This is a genomic window from Bosea vestrisii (assembly GCF_030144325.1).
Classification (GTDB): domain Bacteria; phylum Pseudomonadota; class Alphaproteobacteria; order Rhizobiales; family Beijerinckiaceae; genus Allobosea; species Allobosea vestrisii_A.
The window spans coordinates 5,871,735-5,887,482 of sequence record NZ_CP126307.1 but is presented as its reverse complement, the minus strand read 5'-3'; the positions used below and the strand labels follow the sequence as shown (position 1 = coordinate 5,887,482).

The 15,748-nt window shown below is 62.4% G+C and carries 14 protein-coding genes; 12 read left to right on the top strand and 2 right to left on the bottom strand.

Annotated elements, in window-relative coordinates; translation table 11 throughout:
* Positions 1-20 precede the first annotated feature (20 nt).
* Positions 21-2,276 (top strand): condensation domain-containing protein, encoded by a 2,256-nt coding sequence (locus tag QO058_RS28965; RefSeq protein WP_284169696.1) that lies wholly within the window; start codon positions 21-23, stop codon positions 2,274-2,276.
* Positions 2,277-2,301: 25 nt separating this feature from the next.
* On the opposite strand, the gene QO058_RS28960 is transcribed toward QO058_RS28965, so the two are convergent.
* Together QO058_RS28960 and QO058_RS28955 are read right to left on the bottom strand one after the other, a co-directional pair.
* A complete protein-coding gene (locus QO058_RS28960) occupies positions 2,302-3,000 on the bottom strand; it encodes a 4'-phosphopantetheinyl transferase family protein (protein ID WP_284169695.1) in 699 nt (232 codons plus the stop codon).
* A complete protein-coding gene (locus tag QO058_RS28955) occupies positions 2,997-4,397 on the bottom strand; it encodes a lipopolysaccharide biosynthesis protein (RefSeq protein ID WP_284169694.1) in 1,401 nt (466 codons plus the stop codon). Before QO058_RS28955 ends, QO058_RS28960 begins: the two co-directional genes overlap by 4 nt.
* A 215-nt stretch (positions 4,398-4,612) precedes the next feature.
* On the opposite strand from QO058_RS28955, the gene QO058_RS28950 reads away from it, so the two are divergent.
* The 11 genes from QO058_RS28950 to QO058_RS28900 all read left to right on the top strand — a co-directional run bounded on the left by QO058_RS28950 (position 4,613) and on the right by QO058_RS28900 (position 15,644).
* On the top strand, positions 4,613-5,215 hold the full coding sequence (locus tag QO058_RS28950; protein WP_284169693.1) for a hypothetical protein: 603 nt from the start codon (positions 4,613-4,615) through the stop codon (positions 5,213-5,215).
* Positions 5,170-7,476, top strand: coding sequence for a right-handed parallel beta-helix repeat-containing protein (locus tag QO058_RS28945; RefSeq protein ID WP_284169692.1), 2,307 nt, complete (start codon positions 5,170-5,172; stop codon positions 7,474-7,476). The genes QO058_RS28950 and QO058_RS28945 overlap by 46 nt, the downstream gene beginning before the upstream one ends.
* A gap of 132 nt (positions 7,477-7,608) precedes the next feature.
* A complete protein-coding gene (locus QO058_RS28940) occupies positions 7,609-8,265 on the top strand; it encodes a class I SAM-dependent methyltransferase (protein WP_284169691.1) in 657 nt (218 codons plus the stop codon).
* The gene (locus QO058_RS28935; protein ID WP_284169690.1) at positions 8,262-9,191 is read left to right on the top strand and encodes a glycosyltransferase family 2 protein; all 930 of its coding nucleotides are present in this window, start codon (positions 8,262-8,264) and stop codon (positions 9,189-9,191) included. Before QO058_RS28940 ends, QO058_RS28935 begins: the two co-directional genes overlap by 4 nt.
* 916 nt (positions 9,192-10,107) lie before the next feature.
* Positions 10,108-10,665, top strand: coding sequence for a methanogen output domain 1-containing protein (locus QO058_RS28930; protein ID WP_284169689.1), 558 nt, complete (start codon positions 10,108-10,110; stop codon positions 10,663-10,665).
* A complete protein-coding gene (locus QO058_RS28925) occupies positions 10,640-11,818 on the top strand; it encodes a sensor histidine kinase (protein WP_284169688.1) in 1,179 nt (392 codons plus the stop codon). The genes QO058_RS28930 and QO058_RS28925 overlap by 26 nt, the downstream gene beginning before the upstream one ends.
* Positions 11,815-12,486, top strand: a complete 672-nt coding sequence (locus QO058_RS28920; protein WP_284169687.1) for a response regulator — start codon at positions 11,815-11,817, stop codon at positions 12,484-12,486. The genes QO058_RS28925 and QO058_RS28920 overlap by 4 nt, the downstream gene beginning before the upstream one ends.
* A 240-nt stretch (positions 12,487-12,726) precedes the next feature.
* The gene (locus tag QO058_RS28915; protein WP_284169686.1) at positions 12,727-13,410 is read left to right on the top strand and encodes a LuxR C-terminal-related transcriptional regulator; all 684 of its coding nucleotides are present in this window, start codon (positions 12,727-12,729) and stop codon (positions 13,408-13,410) included.
* Between the two features lie 307 nt (positions 13,411-13,717).
* The gene (locus QO058_RS28910; RefSeq protein WP_284169685.1) at positions 13,718-14,470 is read left to right on the top strand and encodes a response regulator transcription factor; all 753 of its coding nucleotides are present in this window, start codon (positions 13,718-13,720) and stop codon (positions 14,468-14,470) included.
* Positions 14,471-14,516: 46 nt separating this feature from the next.
* A complete protein-coding gene (locus QO058_RS28905; RefSeq protein ID WP_284169684.1) occupies positions 14,517-15,314 on the top strand; it encodes a glycosyltransferase family 2 protein in 798 nt (265 codons plus the stop codon).
* A 123-nt stretch (positions 15,315-15,437) separates the two neighbouring features.
* Positions 15,438-15,644 (top strand): hypothetical protein, encoded by a 207-nt coding sequence (locus QO058_RS28900; RefSeq protein WP_284169683.1) that lies wholly within the window; start codon positions 15,438-15,440, stop codon positions 15,642-15,644.
* The last annotated feature ends 104 nt before the right edge of the window (positions 15,645-15,748 follow it).

The window sequence follows — 15,748 nt, the reverse complement described above, 5'->3', positions numbered from 1 at the left end:
GAGAGAGGGTGAACGAGGCCATGGCAAATCAGTTCACGCGCGAACCGGAACCCCATATCCACGAGCCGGACCGTATCGTCGCGTCGGCGCGGTGCTCGTCGGCGCAGGAGCGCTACTGGGAGATCGACGCCAAGGATCCGGGCACGCCGGCGCTCAACATCGCCGTCAAATGGCGGATCCGGGGCCACCTGGATGCTGCTCTCGCGCAGGATGCCTTCCAGGCGATCCTTGACCGCCACGAATCCCTGCGGACCGCGATACGGCTGGAGGACGGCCGCCCCGTTCAGGCCATCGCCGAGCACGTGGCCTTCAAGCTGCCGGAGATCGACCTGTCCGGCCTGCCCGAGGCGGACCGGACCAGGGAGGCCGATCGCATCGCCCAAGGCGAAGCGTGCACGCGCTTCGATCTCAGCGAAGCTCCGCTGCTGCGGGCGACATTGCTGCGCAAGAGCCGCGCCGAGGCCGTGATCCTGGTCGTCGCGCACCATATCGTCAGCGACGGCTGGTCGATGGGCATCATCGCCAAGGATTTTGTAGCGGCCTATCAGGCGCTCGGCCGTGGCCGCGAACCGGTCCTCTCCGAACTCCCTCTCCAATATTCGGACTTCGCCGAGGGAAGCCATGACGGCATGGCGGACGGTGAGCTCGCCCGGGAGGAAGCCTATTGGCAACGCCAGCTCGCCGATCTGCCTCTCGTCGAGGTGCCGGGCGATCGCCAGCGGCCTGCGATGCGAAGCACGCATGGCGCCTCGCTCTCGCGGCTGCTTCCGCGCGCCCTGACCTCGGGACTGGCCGATCTGGCTCGCAAGGAAGGTACGACCTTCTTTTCAGCAGCTTACGCCGTTCTCCTGACGTTGCTCCGGCAACGCACCGGTGCCTCCGACATCGTGCTGAGCACGCAGATGGCGAACCGCGACGATGTCGAGCTGGAGGCGATCGTCGGTCCCTTCGTCAACACGTTGGTTCTGCGGACCAAAGTCTCCGAAGAGCAGAGTTTTCTCGATCTTTGCCATGCCGCCCGCGACACGTTCGAGGAGGCGGTCGATCATCATCAATGGCCGTTCGACAAGCTCGTATCGCTGCTCCCCGGCAGTGGTGACGCCAGCCGACCGCCGGTCTCGGTCAACTTCATCGTCCAGCGAGCCTTCATCGGCGAGCTCGCCAATGACAGCTTCCAGCTATCAGGAATTCCCTCGCCCCTGCCGGGTGCGCTCTACGATCTCAACTTCATCCTGGTCGAACGCGAGGAAGGCTGGCGCCTGACCTGCGAGTACCATCGCGACCTCTATGACGAGGCGACCGCAAGCGAGCTGGTGGCGCAATTCCAGAGCCTGGCGGAGGCGCTCGTCGCCAACCCGACCGCGCGTCTGCCGCGGCCGGTGCCGACCTCCTTGCCGATCGCGTCGCCGCTCTGGCTTCCCGCCACGCCGGCCCAGCCGCCGGTGATCGACGCTACGGCTCTGCGTCGGACCTGGCTGCAGCAGACCGGTACGCAGCCGACCGTGTTCGCGCTCAACCATACGGCCCACAACCTGCGTCTCTATCGGCCGCTATCGCATGAGCTCGGCCCCGATCAGCCCTTCGCCGCGCTGCAACTGCTCGATCCCCTCGTGAACGGAATGGCCCCTGCCTCGATCGAGCAGTTGGCAGCCGCTTATTGCGAGGCGATCATGGCGACCAAGCCAGCTGACCGGTATCGGCTTGCCGGCTTCTGCCGGTCCGGCGTGATCGCCCTCGAAGTGGCGAGGCAACTGGTGGCGAGCGGGAAGCAAGTCGATCTGGTGGTGCTGATCGACTGCTGGGCGCCCGGCTACTTCCTGCGACAGCCCTACAGCGCGCGCCTGCTCTTCAGATTGAAACGCGCGGGCCGCTTCGCCCGGCGGTTCTGGCAGGCCGGACCGCGAAGCTTCGTGACGCGCATGTCTTTCTGGCTGCAATCGACCGCGGCTATCCGGCGAGCCAAGCGCCTGATCTTCTGGCGTGCGGCCGAGGAAGCGGCTGACGAAGCCGATTTCTGGCGGACGACCGACGAGCTCGAGGCCCTGGTCCAACGCTATGCGTTGCCCAGTTATGACGGACGCGTGCTGATCTTCCGAAGCGGCGCGATCCCGCCAGGTTGGCCACCAGATGCAACCTTGGGCTGGGGAGATCATCTGGCGCCAGACACCCTCTGCTTCGCCGTCGACGGCGAGGGCCACGAAGGAGCGTTCTCCGAAGCCGGCTCGAGGACCATGGCCGAACGGATCGTCGAGGCCGTGCGCCAGAACCGGTTCTGACAGGTAGCGTTTTTTTTCGGCAGGGTCAGGGTCGAGCCATCCAGATCGGGGACCAGCCGCGATGTCGCGCGGCCAGCGTGCCGCAATAGCCCGGCGCTGGCTGGAGATCGGCCAGTTGCCAGAGGTCAGCCTCAGCCGGGTCGGATTCGACCGCGAGCAGTCGCGCACCCGTCGGATCGAGCGATACCTCGAAGCTTGACGGCGAGCCATTGAGGCCGACGCCGATCGCTTTCAAGCAGGCTTCCTTGCGCGTCCAGCAACGAATGAAGGATTCCTGACGCAGAGTCGGCGCCAGAGCCGAGAGGGTTGCGAACTCTCGCGGCGCAAGGCACCCCGCCAGGAGGTCGGTCGAAACCGGCCGGATGCGTTCGATGTCGATGCCGACCGGCATCCCTGCCGTCACAGCGACGATCGCAAGCTCGCCGGAATGGCTGAGATTGAACGCGAGACGCGATCCGCCCTCGTCGTTCGCGAGAAATGGCTTGCCGAAGACGGTTTCGCCGAAGCGAAGCTGCGGCGGCGGGACAGGCGTGTAGAGAGCCAGGACGCGCCGCAGCCAGTTCCGTGCCACGATGAAGGCGATCCGCGCTTTCGCATCATGGAAGCGGTCGGCGCGGGCGCGTTCATCATTGGAGAGGATCCCGCGCCGCTCCGCCGCCTCCGCTGCGCTGAGATCAATGCGACAGCACCAGAGATGCACGTGAAGTGGTGGTAGCGGCATCATGGCGTGGGCGCCGTCACCATGCGACTGCCGGCCGAAGCGCCCGGCCGGCTTGCCAGCAAACCCGGTATCCGGAGCGCAAGCATCACCAGCACGAGCAGAGCAGCGAGCTCCGACAGAAGCGTCACCGCGATCAACCCCGCCACGCCGAAGAAGAGCGCAGCCGGATAGACCGCCAGCAGGTTGAAGCAACCTCCGACGAGCGCTGCGATGAAGACCGGACGCGTGCGCTCCAGCGCTCGGAAGGCGCAGCCAAGGACCAGGCTCATCAACGCCATCGGGAAGGCGAAGGAATACCAGATGATCACCCAGTCGAATTCGAGGATTTCGCCACCATAGAGCTGGTGCAGGAGCCAGGGGCCGAACAGTCCGAGGCAAAGAACCACCACGGCACCGGTCAGGCCGGCGAACAGCAGGGCCCGACCGAGGGTTCTGTGGAGACCGGGCATGCCGCCCTCCGCGAGAGCCTTCCCAGCCAGCGGCGGAACGATGTTTTCCAGCGCCTCGCGCACCACGTTGAGTACGGCGAGCAGGCTCTGCGCTGCCCTCAGCGCACCGAGCACCTTGGGCCCGAACAGGCCGGCCGTCACCAGAAGGCCGCTATAGCTGAGCACCCATTGCACGGAGCCGGTGAGGACGAGCCACCGGGCTGACCGCCATTGCCGCCCGGTGACGGTGGTCAGGATCTGCGGCCTCCACACCAGAGGTCCCGACAGGCTCAAGCCACATATCGTCGATATCGTTGCCGCGCCGGCGACCGCCCACAGCGCATTCGCGACATTGATCATCCCGGCCTGCCAGAGAGCCGCGAGCGCGCCGAGCTTCAGGATTTGATTGATCACGTCGATCAGCAGAATTCCCGCCGGCCGGCTCCGGGCAAACAAATAGCGCCTCAGGAAATCCTGCGTCAGATAGGATGCTGCGGCCATCGATCCCGGCAGCGCAACCTCGGCGAGAGGCGGTGCCCCGCCTGCAGCCAGCATCAGAGCGGCAAAGATCGCGCCGGTCGCAATGACCACGTAGCCGGCCTGATGAAGGAAGACCACGGTGTAGTAGGCCTCGGCCTCGCCCCCCTGCTCCTTCGTGCCGATGCTCATCATCGGGCTGACGATGAGGCCCAGCTGAAGGCTCATCGCGAGGTAAAGCGCCAGCCAGACCATGGTGTAGAGCCCGAAGGCTTCGAGGCCGAGCGCGCGGGCCAGCAGGATGGTCGTCAGGAAATTGCAGGCACTGCTCAGCACCTGATCGCCGAAGGACAGCGCCGGATCGCGCATGGCCCAGAGCCGCGCCCTCACGGTCATCCACGCATTGCCGGGCCTGACCTGATCCGAGCCGACAGCGCTTGGCTCGAACAGCGCCCGGCCGAGATCGCCACCCGTCTTGCCCACGCCGAAGGTCATCCGATCTCCGTTGACGATTACTCGGCCGCATCATCTCGGAGCGAAGTCTAGCGGCGTCCTCTCGCCGACGGCGCTGGGCATAGGGGCTGCCTAAAAGGAAGATCACCTGAACGGCCCGCCGGCATGGCTACCTCGGATGCCCATCCCTGCCTGGACCCGGCGGAGGGATACCTTCGCCGCGCGCCGGCAACCGCCGCGCCGAGCGAGGGTCGGCAGTGAGACGAATATCACGAGCACCGATCGCCGCCGCCACCGATAGGCGGGCGACCGATCGCTATCTGCCGATCCTGGCGCTCGGCTTTGCTGGATATGTCGTCCTGGGCAAGAGCTTTGCCTATCTCGGCCTGCCGCCGCTTTTCGTCGGCGAGATGCTGTTCGCGCTCGGACTGCTCGCCTTCCTGGCATCAGGCTGCGCGACGTCGCTGCTCACAACGGTGCCGGCCGTCAGCGCGGCATTGCTCATGGCCTGGGTCCTGCTGCGGACGCTGCAAGGGATCGGCGCCTACGGGGTCGACGCGTTGCGGGACGGGGCGGTCGCACTTTACGGCGGTTTCGCCTTCATCGTCGCGGCGCTGCTGGTGGAGCGCCCGATCCGCATCGCCCAGATCGTCGGCTATTTCAGGGTGCACGCGCGCGTGCTCATCCCGATTGCGATCGTGCTCTATCTCATCGCCCGGTTCTTCGGCGCCTCGATCCCGAAGCTGCCCGGGCAGAATGTCGAGATCATCTCGGTGCGCTCGGGGAGCTCGCAGCGCATCTTTGCGGCGCGCTCGTGCTCGTGCTGGTCGGTCTTTGCAAGGTCGGCCGCACCTGGCTGATCGTCGCTCTCGGCGCAGCCCTGCTCATCGCCAGCCAGAGCCGCGGCGGCATGCTGGCCTTGCTGGTCCCATTGCTCCTGGCGATGGTCCTGACCGGTCAGTCAGCTCGCCTCGCCACCATCGCCGGCGGCCTCACGCTCTTCCTGCTGGTTGCCTACGCCGCCGATCTGGAGATCGACCTGCCGCGAGGCGAGCGGCCCATCAGCGCCGCCGCCGTCGTGGAGAACCTCGCGAGCGTCGCCGGATCGAGCGACGCCAACAATCTCGACGGCACCAAGCAGTGGCGGCTGGGCTGGTGGCAGGCCATCCGCGACTACACCGTCCACGGCCCCTATTTCTGGACCGGCAAGGGCTTCGGCATCAATCTGGCGGAGGCGGACGGGTTCGTGGTCGGCCTCGAACGCGGCGGCCCGACCCTGCGCAGCCCCCATAGCGTGCACATGACCTATCTCGGCAGAGGCGGCGTGCCAGGGCTGGCCCTCTGGCTCCTGGCCATCGGCAGCTGGACCATCGCGCTCTTGCGAGCCGCCCATCTCGCCTGGCGGCGCGGCGACCTCGACTGGGCGCGCTACTTCGTCTTCCTGGTCTGCTATCTCGCCTCGATCATCATCGACGCATCCTTCGACGTCGCGCTCGAGGGGCCGATGCTCGGCATTCCCTTCTGGATCCTGTTCGGGATCGGCTTCGGTTCGCTGATGGTCTATCGCGCCTGGCATGTTGTCGAGGAGCCCGCGCGCGCCCGACCCGTGGGGCGCAACGGCGCGAGCATCGCGGGCGCGGCTCTCCTCGGCGCGGCGACATGGCTAGGGGCCCCTCCGTCCGAAGCGGCTGACAGTGCCCCCTGCCCGACCGGTTCGATCTTGGTCCCGGTCGGCGCCTCCATTCAGGCCCTCGTCGACAAGGCTCCCCCAGGCGCGACGTTCTGCATCGCGGCCGGCACTCACCGAGCGCAACTGATCGCGCCCAAGGACAGGCAGGTCTTCATCGGCCAGCCCGGCGCAGTGCTGAACGGGGCCGAACTGGTCACGGACATTCGCCGGGAGGGAGCCTTTTGGGTAACGGCCACACCGAGGCTTGCGATCAAACCGTTCGGCACCTGCCTGACCTTGCGGCCTCGCTGCAACGATCCGCGGCGCTTCTTTCTCGACGGTCAGCCGCTGGAGCCGGTCGCCGACCGCGCCGACCTACGGTCTGGCAGCGTCTTTGCCGATGCTGCAACCGGCCTGAGTTATCTCGCGGACGATCCGCGAGGCCGTGCCCTGGAGAGAACGCGGCAGCTCTATGCCTTCAACAATGCAGGCGCGCGCGGCGTCACCGTCAAAGGCCTGATCGTCGAGAAATATGCGACGCCGGCCCAACAGGGAGCGATCTTCGGCGACGAGAATCCCCGGGCCACGGACTGGTTGATCGAAGGCAACGAGGTCCGCTTCAACGGCGGCTCGGGAATCGCGACCGGCGAGCGGAGCATCGTCCGCAACAACAAGGTTCATCACAACGGCCAGCTCGGGATCTCGCCGAATGGCGCCGACGTCCTGATCGAGGGCAACGAGATCCACGAGAACAACACCTACGGCTTCGACGCCGCCTGGGAGGCCGGCGGTGTCAAGGCAGGCAAGGTCGAGCGACTGACGCTGCGCGGCAACCACGTGCACGACAATTACGGCTCGGGTCTGTGGTGCGATGTCGACTGCCGCCACGTCCTGTTCGAGAACAACCTCGTCGAGCGCAATTCGGATGCCGGAATCTTCTACGAGATCAGTTTCGATGCCATTATCCGCAACAATATCGTTCGCCTGAACGGGACTGGGCGCGGCGGCCAGCAAGGCAGCGCCTGGGTGTGGGGTGCCGGCATCCAGATCGCCGCATCGGAGGGCGTCAGCGTCTACGGGAATACTGTCACCGTCGCCGACGGCAGCAGCGGGATCGTCATCGTCGATCAGGGGCGCGAGCGATTGGGCCAATCTAACCGGCGAGACGCTGCGAGCCCGCTGCTCTACCGGACCGCCCGCAACGCGGTGCACGACAACGAGATCATCTATGAGGGCGACACCGGCCTGTCCGGCGGGGCCAGCGACGTCACGCCTTCAAATCCGAATTTCGGGATCATCGAAACGGGTGGAAACCAGTTCGACCGCAATACCTATGTGCTACGCCGGCCGATGAATGCCCCTTTCTTGATCTGGGGGCACGAGCCCATCTCTTACGAAACGTTCCGCAGCCTTGGCCAGGAAGCCAGCGGCCGGCTGGCCCGTCCAGACTAGGCTGCCCATCTGCCCAGAACGGCTTAGTCCGCAAGCCCAGGGGCTCAGCCGTCGGACCGGGCTGCCGACGGTATGATTATCTCTAGGATCATGCCCTCCGGAACCGGCGCGGCATCGCGAGGCAAAGAGCTCATGAACATGATTCCGCGATCGTTCCGCCGCTCGCAGTTCCGCGAGGAGCGGTTCAGAACGTATGTCCGCCCGATCATCGATGCCGTGGTGAAGAAGCGGGGCTCCTGCCGGATTCTCGACATGGGCGGCGACGCCGATTACTGGCACTTCGACCTCCCGGCGTCGGGTGTCGAAATCTCTCTTTTGAACATCGAAGCCAAGCAGCAATCATCCGACCCGCGCTTTCACGTCATCCAAGGAGATGCGCGCGACGTCGCGCAATTCGGTGATCAGAGCTTCGATTTCGTCCACTCCAACTCGTTGATCGAGCATGTCGGCCGATGGGCCGATATGAAGCGCGTCGCGGCGGAGATCAGACGTCTGGCACCGAACTATTACGTGCAGACGCCGAACTTCTGGTTTCCACTCGACCCGCACAGCAACGCGCCGATCATGCACTGGCTGCCGCAGCCGCTGCAGCGACGGCTGGTATCGAGCAAGTCCCGCGGCTTCTATGCGAAGGCGACCTCGCTCGACCACGCCATGCAGATCGTCGAAGGCACGTCCATGCTCGACCGGGCTCAGCTTGCCGACCTCTTTCCGGATGCCGAGATCCTGACCGAGAATGTCCTGTTCCTGCCGAAATCGCTGATCGCCATCAGGAACTCGGAGACGTGAAGCAAGCGGAAGCCATGCAGCGGGATTTCGCCTTCCTGGCTTTGGCCAAGGATTGCGCGACGACGATCCCGCGCTTCCTGGCACTGATCGAGACGCTTCGACGCAAGGGCATGAGCGTGGCTGCCTTCGTCGGCGAGAACGGATCGCAAGACGGGACGCGGCTGCTGCTTCAGCGTGCGGAGGCGCGAGGAGAGATTATCCTTGTTCCAACCCCTTTCATGGCAGACGAGCCCGAGCGGCTCCGGCGGATGGCACTGGGCCGCGAGCGGCTCAAGAGTGAACTCGAAGCGTCCGGCGTCGAAGCCCGTTTCGTCTGCGTCGTCGATATCGACAACGTCATCGCCGCGCCACCTTCGGTCGCGGCCCTCCTCGCAGCGGCATTGAAACTCGAGCAGCCGGGGATTTTCGGCGTGTCGGCGACCTCTCGCCCGCACTATTACGACCTGCTGGCATTCGAGGACGAGCATCGATCGTTCGAGACGCTTCTTGATGACCTCGCGAAGAGCCGGGTCGACATCTTCGAGTACTACCGCTTCTTCCGGTCACGGATTTATCCGCACCAGCGAGCGCTTACGGACGATCGCGAGATCACATGCTCATCGAGTTTCAATGGCCTGTGTCTCTATCGTGCCGATACCTACCGCCTCGGAAGCTACCTTCAAGCCGGCTCCAGCATCTGCGAGCACCTGGTCTTCAACCGCAGCCTCGCCGGTCTGACCGGCGGGACGATGCTCATCGATCCAGGCCTGGTGCTACGCACGCCGAAAGACCATTCCGAGCAAAGCTTCGTGCCATTCGCCTGGAGGCGGCTTCGGAAGCTAGTGGCCTGGCATCTGCGCCAGCGAGATCGTCGCTCAAAATTGCTCGCCTCGCGATCGGCAGCAGGTGGAGCGCGAGCCCCAGAGAATGCGAATGGCAGCTCATAATCATGTTAAGTACTCGGTGTGAATTCAGCGTTTCGGCAGGACTATCGCGGAGAAACCGTCACATGATCGTGAAGATCATAACATTCTCGTCAATCAAGTTGTCTCCGCTGACCTTTCCCAGTTATTCGAATCTCAGGCGGCTCGAGTAGGCTAAAAACCCCCTGCATACGAGAATATTTGTGAAATCTATCTTAGCCAAAGCCTAAAACTGACGCAGAATAACATAACACAGCCCGTTCAGCGACCTGACTATATTTCGCATCAGACGGAATTCCTTCGATATTCGTACAAATTACCAGAGCTTTTTGTTCTCTTTTGGTTCTCGCCAAACGCGCTCGATCGCACCTGCACCCCCAAATGCAACCTATGTTAGAATAACCCCTGTAAAAAATCCTTTCAGTACTACATAGTTCAAATTTCGGCAGACGCCTCACAAATAAGCTGCTATTATCACCTCCAAGATGCGCATTCCAAGTTTTGAGATCGCGTTGAATTACCTCGCCTGCCACACCGATCGCTAGTCTGACAGCTTTCATATCTTTCTCCCTTCGGGGAGAATCTCCGGTGCCTTCGTGGCGGGCAAACGAACCATCCAAATAATCTAACGGGCGTTCTGATCTAAATATTATAATGACATCTAAAATTTTGAAAATTATGGAATGCTGATAAGGCCTACGTTTAAAAGAATTTCATGTCGCAGGATTAGAATATATACCGTCAAAGAGCTTCGATACTTCGTGCGTTGAATTCAAGTTTGAGCGCCCATAATTCAATACGGCCGGAGCCCCTAAGTAGAGCAAATGGACCATCATTGTCGAGAAAGGAACCCTTTCTCCATTGGACCCGGGAGCGACCTTTCACCAATGCCAAGGGGCGCCCTTAGTGAAACAGCACCTCGCTCTGGAGGCCAGTCATCGTGACCCCATCCGCCACCAACGTGACGCTGCCAAGCATCGGCTCGCTTAAGATCGAATTCGACCATCACGGTCTTTTCAACGCCCTGGTCGGGAGCATGGCGGAGCTGTTGGAGACCATAGCGGGGATCGAGGATGCATGTGCCTATGTCAGCAGCATCGCCGCGCGGTTGGGAGCCGACATCGAGAAACAGTACAAGGCGGCACTGGGCACCCAACACCTCAACCGAAACCAGCTGGTCGACGTCCTCATCGATCTTAAGAACCGCGCAGGCGGGAGCTTTTCCGTGATCGAGCAAGACGACGACCACATCGTCTTCGGGAATTGCGCCTGCCCTCTCGGCAAGGCCGCAGCAAACCACCCGTCCCTCTGCATGCTGACCTCGAACATCTTCGGCCGGATCGCCGCCAACACGGTCGGATACGCTGCGGTGGATCTCGAGCAGACGATCGCCAGAGGGGCCCCTGGCTGCCGCGTAGTCCTTCATCTGAAGCGAACGGAATTGGGCCTCGATACGAGGGAATACTTCCGAGATGATGCATCTACAGCTTCGGCATGAACTAGACCTCGAGACCTATCTCGAGCCGTCGGTCATCGCTTTGAGCGATGGAAGTGTCCACGCGTTCAATCGTGCCGCTAGCCAGCTTCTCAATCCCGCGAGTTCGATCTCGTCGCTGCTCGATATGTGCTCGAGCGGGGTCGAGACCTTGCAGACCTATCTTCTCGCCTGCTCGGGCTCGCGGCAGCCATTGATCCAACCGGTCAGTTTTCACGGTCCGGATGGCACAATCGACTATCGCTGCTTCGGCAATGTGCTGGTCCCCCGACGTCGAAGCCGCCCGGCCACGCTTCTTCTACGTCTGTTTCCGGCCCTCGATACACGGTTTTCCGCAGCTGCGGAGCGGATACGGCGCTTAACGGCGGAGCGGCAGCAACGTGTTGCCGTGCAGCAGTTCGACGAGTTGCGCAGCGACCGCCTGCGGCTGGTCGAACAATATTGCTTCGTCGCTGAAGCGCTGCGCGTCGTGGAGGCGCGAACGCACGAACTGCAGGACGAGATCAATCACATCCGCTGTGACGAGCGCGAACGCATCGCCCGCGACCTGCATGATCATGCCGGACAGGAGATGGCCCTCGTCCTCGCAGCATTACAGGCCTTGCAGGACGGTGCGAAAGGGCCCGCAAAAAAACGGCTCGAAGAAATTGCCGAGCACATTGCCGGGGTCGGGCGCAAGATCCACCATGCCGTCGTCAACGGGCGGCCTCGCATCATCGAAGAACTCGGCTTCGAGCGCGCCATCGAATCCATGGTCGCATCGGTTGCGACCGACGGCAGGCTGGCCTTCTCTTTCAAGAAGAAGGGAAGCGGACCGGCTGCATTGCCGGTCGACATCGAGAACACGCTGTACCGGGTCGCTCAGGAAGCCCTGACGAACGTGCTCAAGCATGCATTCGGCGCGCGCAAAGTCGATGTCATCTTGGAATTCACCGATAGCTTAGCCTCGCTGGCCATAGCCGATGATGGCATAGGCCTGTCCGGGGAAGCGATGCATCTGAAAGGCAGCGACGCCGGCATCGGCCTCCGCGGAATGCGGCAACGCCTGGCCGACATCAATGGAACGCTTACGATCGGCCCGCGTTTGGGCAAGGGCACGATTGTCACGGCCACTGCTCCACTGGCCTCCGACTTGCATGGAATTGTTCCGTCATGACGGCACGTCTCATTCTCGTCGACGACCATCCTGTTGTTCTCGCCGGCCTGCAGGCGCTTGTGCTCGGCTTGCCCGATCTTGAACTTGTCGGAAAAGCGACCTGTGCATCCGAGGCGCTCGCGCTCGTCCGCGGCGAATGCCCCGACATCGCCGTCCTCGACATGGGACTGCCCGGCATGAGCGGTCTGATGTTGGCAGAGCGCATCCTCGAAGGAGCGCCCGACACACGGATCGTGATGCTGACGCACTATGAGGAGCCGAGCTATGTCCAGAAGGCACTGAGGATCGGCATTCGCGGCTATGTCCTCAAAGCCTCGGCAAGCGAAAAGATCGTACAGGCGATCAGAACGGTACTGAGCGGCGGCGTCTACATCGACTCCGATCTGGAAGACTTCCGCTCGGAATGGATTCGCAAGCTTTGTCCAGCCTCAGGCGCCATCCCGGCAAACACGAACGGCACGTTGACCTATCGTGAAACTCAGGTCCTGCGACTTGCAGCCGTCGGCCACTCCAACAAGGAGATCGCCCGGCGCGTCGGCCTCGGCATCAAATCGGTCGAAACCTACCGTTACAGAGCCTGCAAGAAGCTGATGCTGCACTCGCGCCTAGACATCATCAGATATGGCGCCAGTCACGGCTGGATTCTCGACGTTGATAGTGCCGGCTAAGCCATCGCGCGCTGAGCTATCGCATTTAGCTTGTGCGGAGTACTCAACTTGGCGCGGCTAAAACAATAATCGCCACGCATCACGCAACGCCATCTCCCGAAGAGCGGGCGACTCACAAAACCTTTGCCGCTACGACAAATCCCGGGGCTTAGGAGCCCGCGCTTCGGGCTGCCCGCCACCAGCGGAGCCCGAGCACGGTTGAGCCTCCCGATTGCAAAGCGATCAGACCGGCGGCGCGACATGACAAGGATCCTCGTTGCCGACGACCATGCGCTCTACCGCACGGGTCTGCGCACGATCCTGCAGGCTGCGCTGCCGGAAGCCGAGCTTCTCGAAGCTGCGGATTTCGACGGCCTGATGCGCAGCCTGATGGAAGACCAGCCCCTGCATCTCGCCCTCATCAGCCGGAACCTGACCGGTTCTACCGACCCGCAGATCATCTGGGACTTCAAGCGAGCCTCGACGACGACGCGTTATGTCATCATCTCGGGCAATGGCACGTTCGACCAGGTTCTCCACTATATCGCCGAAGGCTTTCACGGCTTCATCTCGAAACTACAGCGGGATGACGAGATCGTCGAAGCTGTTCAGGAGGTTCTGGCCGGACGGCTTGCGGTCCCACGCGGCCTAACACCGTTCGGCTCCTCTGCGGAAGGGTATGGCGCTCGCGAAGCGCCACAGCGCCGTACCGTTGGTTCGCAGCAGGACCCATTCGGGCTGACGCGTCGACAGAAAGATGTCCTGGCACTGATCGCTGACGGGCTTTCGAACCGGGAGATTGCCCAGGCACTCCATATCGCCGAGCCAACGGCGAAAATTCACGTCTCCGCACTGATGCGCACTCTCAATGTCCGCAACCGTACTGAAGCGGCAGTGCTCGCGAAGGATCTGCTTCGTATCCTCAAAGTCGACCCGACAGGCTGAAGCAGTCGCCTTCGAGAGATCGAGCTCGGCGGCGAAGGGAAAAGGCTCTCGCTTGTCAGGGTTATCCTGACGGGATCGTAATTTTCCCGACAAGACGAATGCACCCGAATGAACTAATTATTAACAATGAGGTTCTGATTGCACGCATCCTGTTGCGTCATCGGTGCCCATAACTGATTAGACCAAACGTATCCCATCTGAAGGCCTCTCTGACAGATTGATTGATATTTCGCTGACGCGATGGCGAGCTGACGCTCTCTATTGCGCTCGCCGCGATAGTTTTGTGCCGAGTAAAAGGGGAGTACCGATGTCTGAAATCATCGAAACCACTGTACTGAGCGACAACGCCCTGCTTCGGGAAGGCATAACGAAATTACTGGACGGCGCGCGCTTCCATGTAAGCCAGAGAACGACGAGCTGTGATCTCTACAGGCCGGAAGTCAGCCAGCAGACTCCTGACCTTTTCATCGTCGTGATCGACGACATGTCCTGCTCGATCGTCGGCGACATCAAAAGGCAGTTCAAGAGCGCCAAGATCGTGGCGCTCGCTCTGCGCGACAGCCGCGAACTAATGCGCCGCGCCATCCAGCTCGGTGCGGTGGGCTATCTCGTCGAGTCGATTTCCGCCCATGATCTCATCACGTCATTGGAAGTCGTCATCGCCAATGGTGCCGTCTTCCCACCCGAACTTCTGTCGCAACTCTCCGAGATCGCGGTCGAGCCGCAGCGTCTCCTCCAGGGCGTGCAACGGCGGGCAGACGGATCTCCGTTCCAGGGTCTTTCCGTCCGGGAGGTGAGCATCCTCGAGGGGCTGATGCTGGGCGAATCCAACAAGGTGATCGCGCGCAAGCTGGAAATCGCCGAAGCCACAGTGAAGGTCCATGTCAAGGCGATCCTGCGGAAGGTGCGCGTCAGGAACCGTACCCAGGCGGCCATGTGGGCGATGCAGAATGCGGTGACCCGGATTCCTGTGGCCGAAGAGCCAGGCACGGCCGAGGACGAGCATCTGCCGATGATCGCTGCGAGACTGGAAATGGCGAATTCGCCCCGGTTCTCGTGAACAGGTCGGCCTCAGCGACGGAGCTGCACCCATGATCGTGACAATCGTGACCCCGACGCTGAATGCCGTCGACTATCTGAAGGAATGCGTCGAGTCCGCGCGCCGGAACGCCATCCGCGACATCGAGATCGAGCACGTGATCGTCGATGGCGGCAGTACCGACGGAACCGTCGAGCTCGCCCGCAGCTTTGGGCTGCGTGTGATGCAAGGCAAGGACAGCGGCATTTTCGACGCCATCAACAAGGGGTCCTTCAACTCGTCAGGCGAGTTGCTGGGCTTCCTTGGCGCCGATGACGTCATGCTGCCGGGAGCGGCTGCCGCGGTCGTGGATACCTACCGCCGGAGCCGCCGGCGCTGGGTCGTCGGCGCCATCCGATGGATCGATTCAGGCGGGCACGGCCTCGGCGGGCTCGCGGCGCCTCCGAACTGGATGACACCAGCAATGCTGGTCTGCCTGGGCTGGAACCCGATCATGCACATGGCGACCTATTTCTCGCGGACCTTCTTCGAGGAGCTGGGTGGGTTCGACATTTCCTACAGGGATGCCGGCGACTACGACATGTTTTGCCGGGCCCTGAAGAAGGAACCCTACGGGCGGATCAGTCAGCCGCTGGCCTGCTTCCGGAGAACGGGCGTGAACAACAGCGCAATCCACGGCAGCCGCACCGCTGCAGAATGCACGAGGATCTTCGCGCAGCATGGGCCTTCGTCGCAGGCGGAGCGCCTGTTCTGGCGTTTTGCTCTGAAGGCCTATTTCAATCTCGGCAACCCCGATTGGTTGCTGTCGAAGATGGCGGATTCGACGCGGACCACGCTGAAACTGCAGTCCAAAGCTCATTTCTGAGTTGTTCGGCAGCGACCAAACTTGATCGCTGGCTCACCCTGGCGAACGAGCAGGGATAGGAACGGCGGATATCAAAACGTCGCGTACTCGGAATGCGGGATGCTCAGCGGGGAGCGAGTTGAGATGACCATCGCGCTCGCCATTGTCGTAGCGATGTATCTCGTGGGCGCAGGTCTGATCGCGCTCAACTCGGCGTTCGAAGCTCAGCGCTCGTCCCTTGGGGCAATAGACCTCATCATCATCGCGCTGGTCAGCATGGCCTGGCCGGCGTTCGGCTGCGCCCTGCTGCTGATGTTGGCGTGTCAGAAAGCTTTCTCCAAAGCGGAGTGAGCCACCCGGGAGCGATCATGCTGGGCTATGCCCGCAAGATGTCCCCTGGGCGGGTGGAATGCTTCAATGGCGCCCGAGCAGACCACTGGAGGGCAACCGCCCCT

Bases quoted from the DNA above. Each gene is read 5' to 3' on its own strand.
- QO058_RS28965 (WP_284169696.1), top strand. From the start codon at position 21: ATGGCAAATCAGTTCACGCGCGAACCGGAACCCCATATCCACGAGCCG.
- QO058_RS28960 (WP_284169695.1), bottom strand. From the start codon at position 3,000: ATGATGCCGCTACCACCACTTCACGTGCATCTCTGGTGCTGTCGCATT.
- QO058_RS28955 (WP_284169694.1), bottom strand. From the start codon at position 4,397: ATGACCTTCGGCGTGGGCAAGACGGGTGGCGATCTCGGCCGGGCGCTG.
- QO058_RS28940 (WP_284169691.1), top strand. From the start codon at position 7,609: ATGAACATGATTCCGCGATCGTTCCGCCGCTCGCAGTTCCGCGAGGAG.
- QO058_RS28925 (WP_284169688.1), top strand. From the start codon at position 10,640: ATGATGCATCTACAGCTTCGGCATGAACTAGACCTCGAGACCTATCTC.
- QO058_RS28920 (WP_284169687.1), top strand. From the start codon at position 11,815: ATGACGGCACGTCTCATTCTCGTCGACGACCATCCTGTTGTTCTCGCC.
- QO058_RS28915 (WP_284169686.1), top strand. From the start codon at position 12,727: ATGACAAGGATCCTCGTTGCCGACGACCATGCGCTCTACCGCACGGGT.
- QO058_RS28910 (WP_284169685.1), top strand. From the start codon at position 13,718: ATGTCTGAAATCATCGAAACCACTGTACTGAGCGACAACGCCCTGCTT.
- QO058_RS28900 (WP_284169683.1), top strand. From the start codon at position 15,438: ATGACCATCGCGCTCGCCATTGTCGTAGCGATGTATCTCGTGGGCGCA.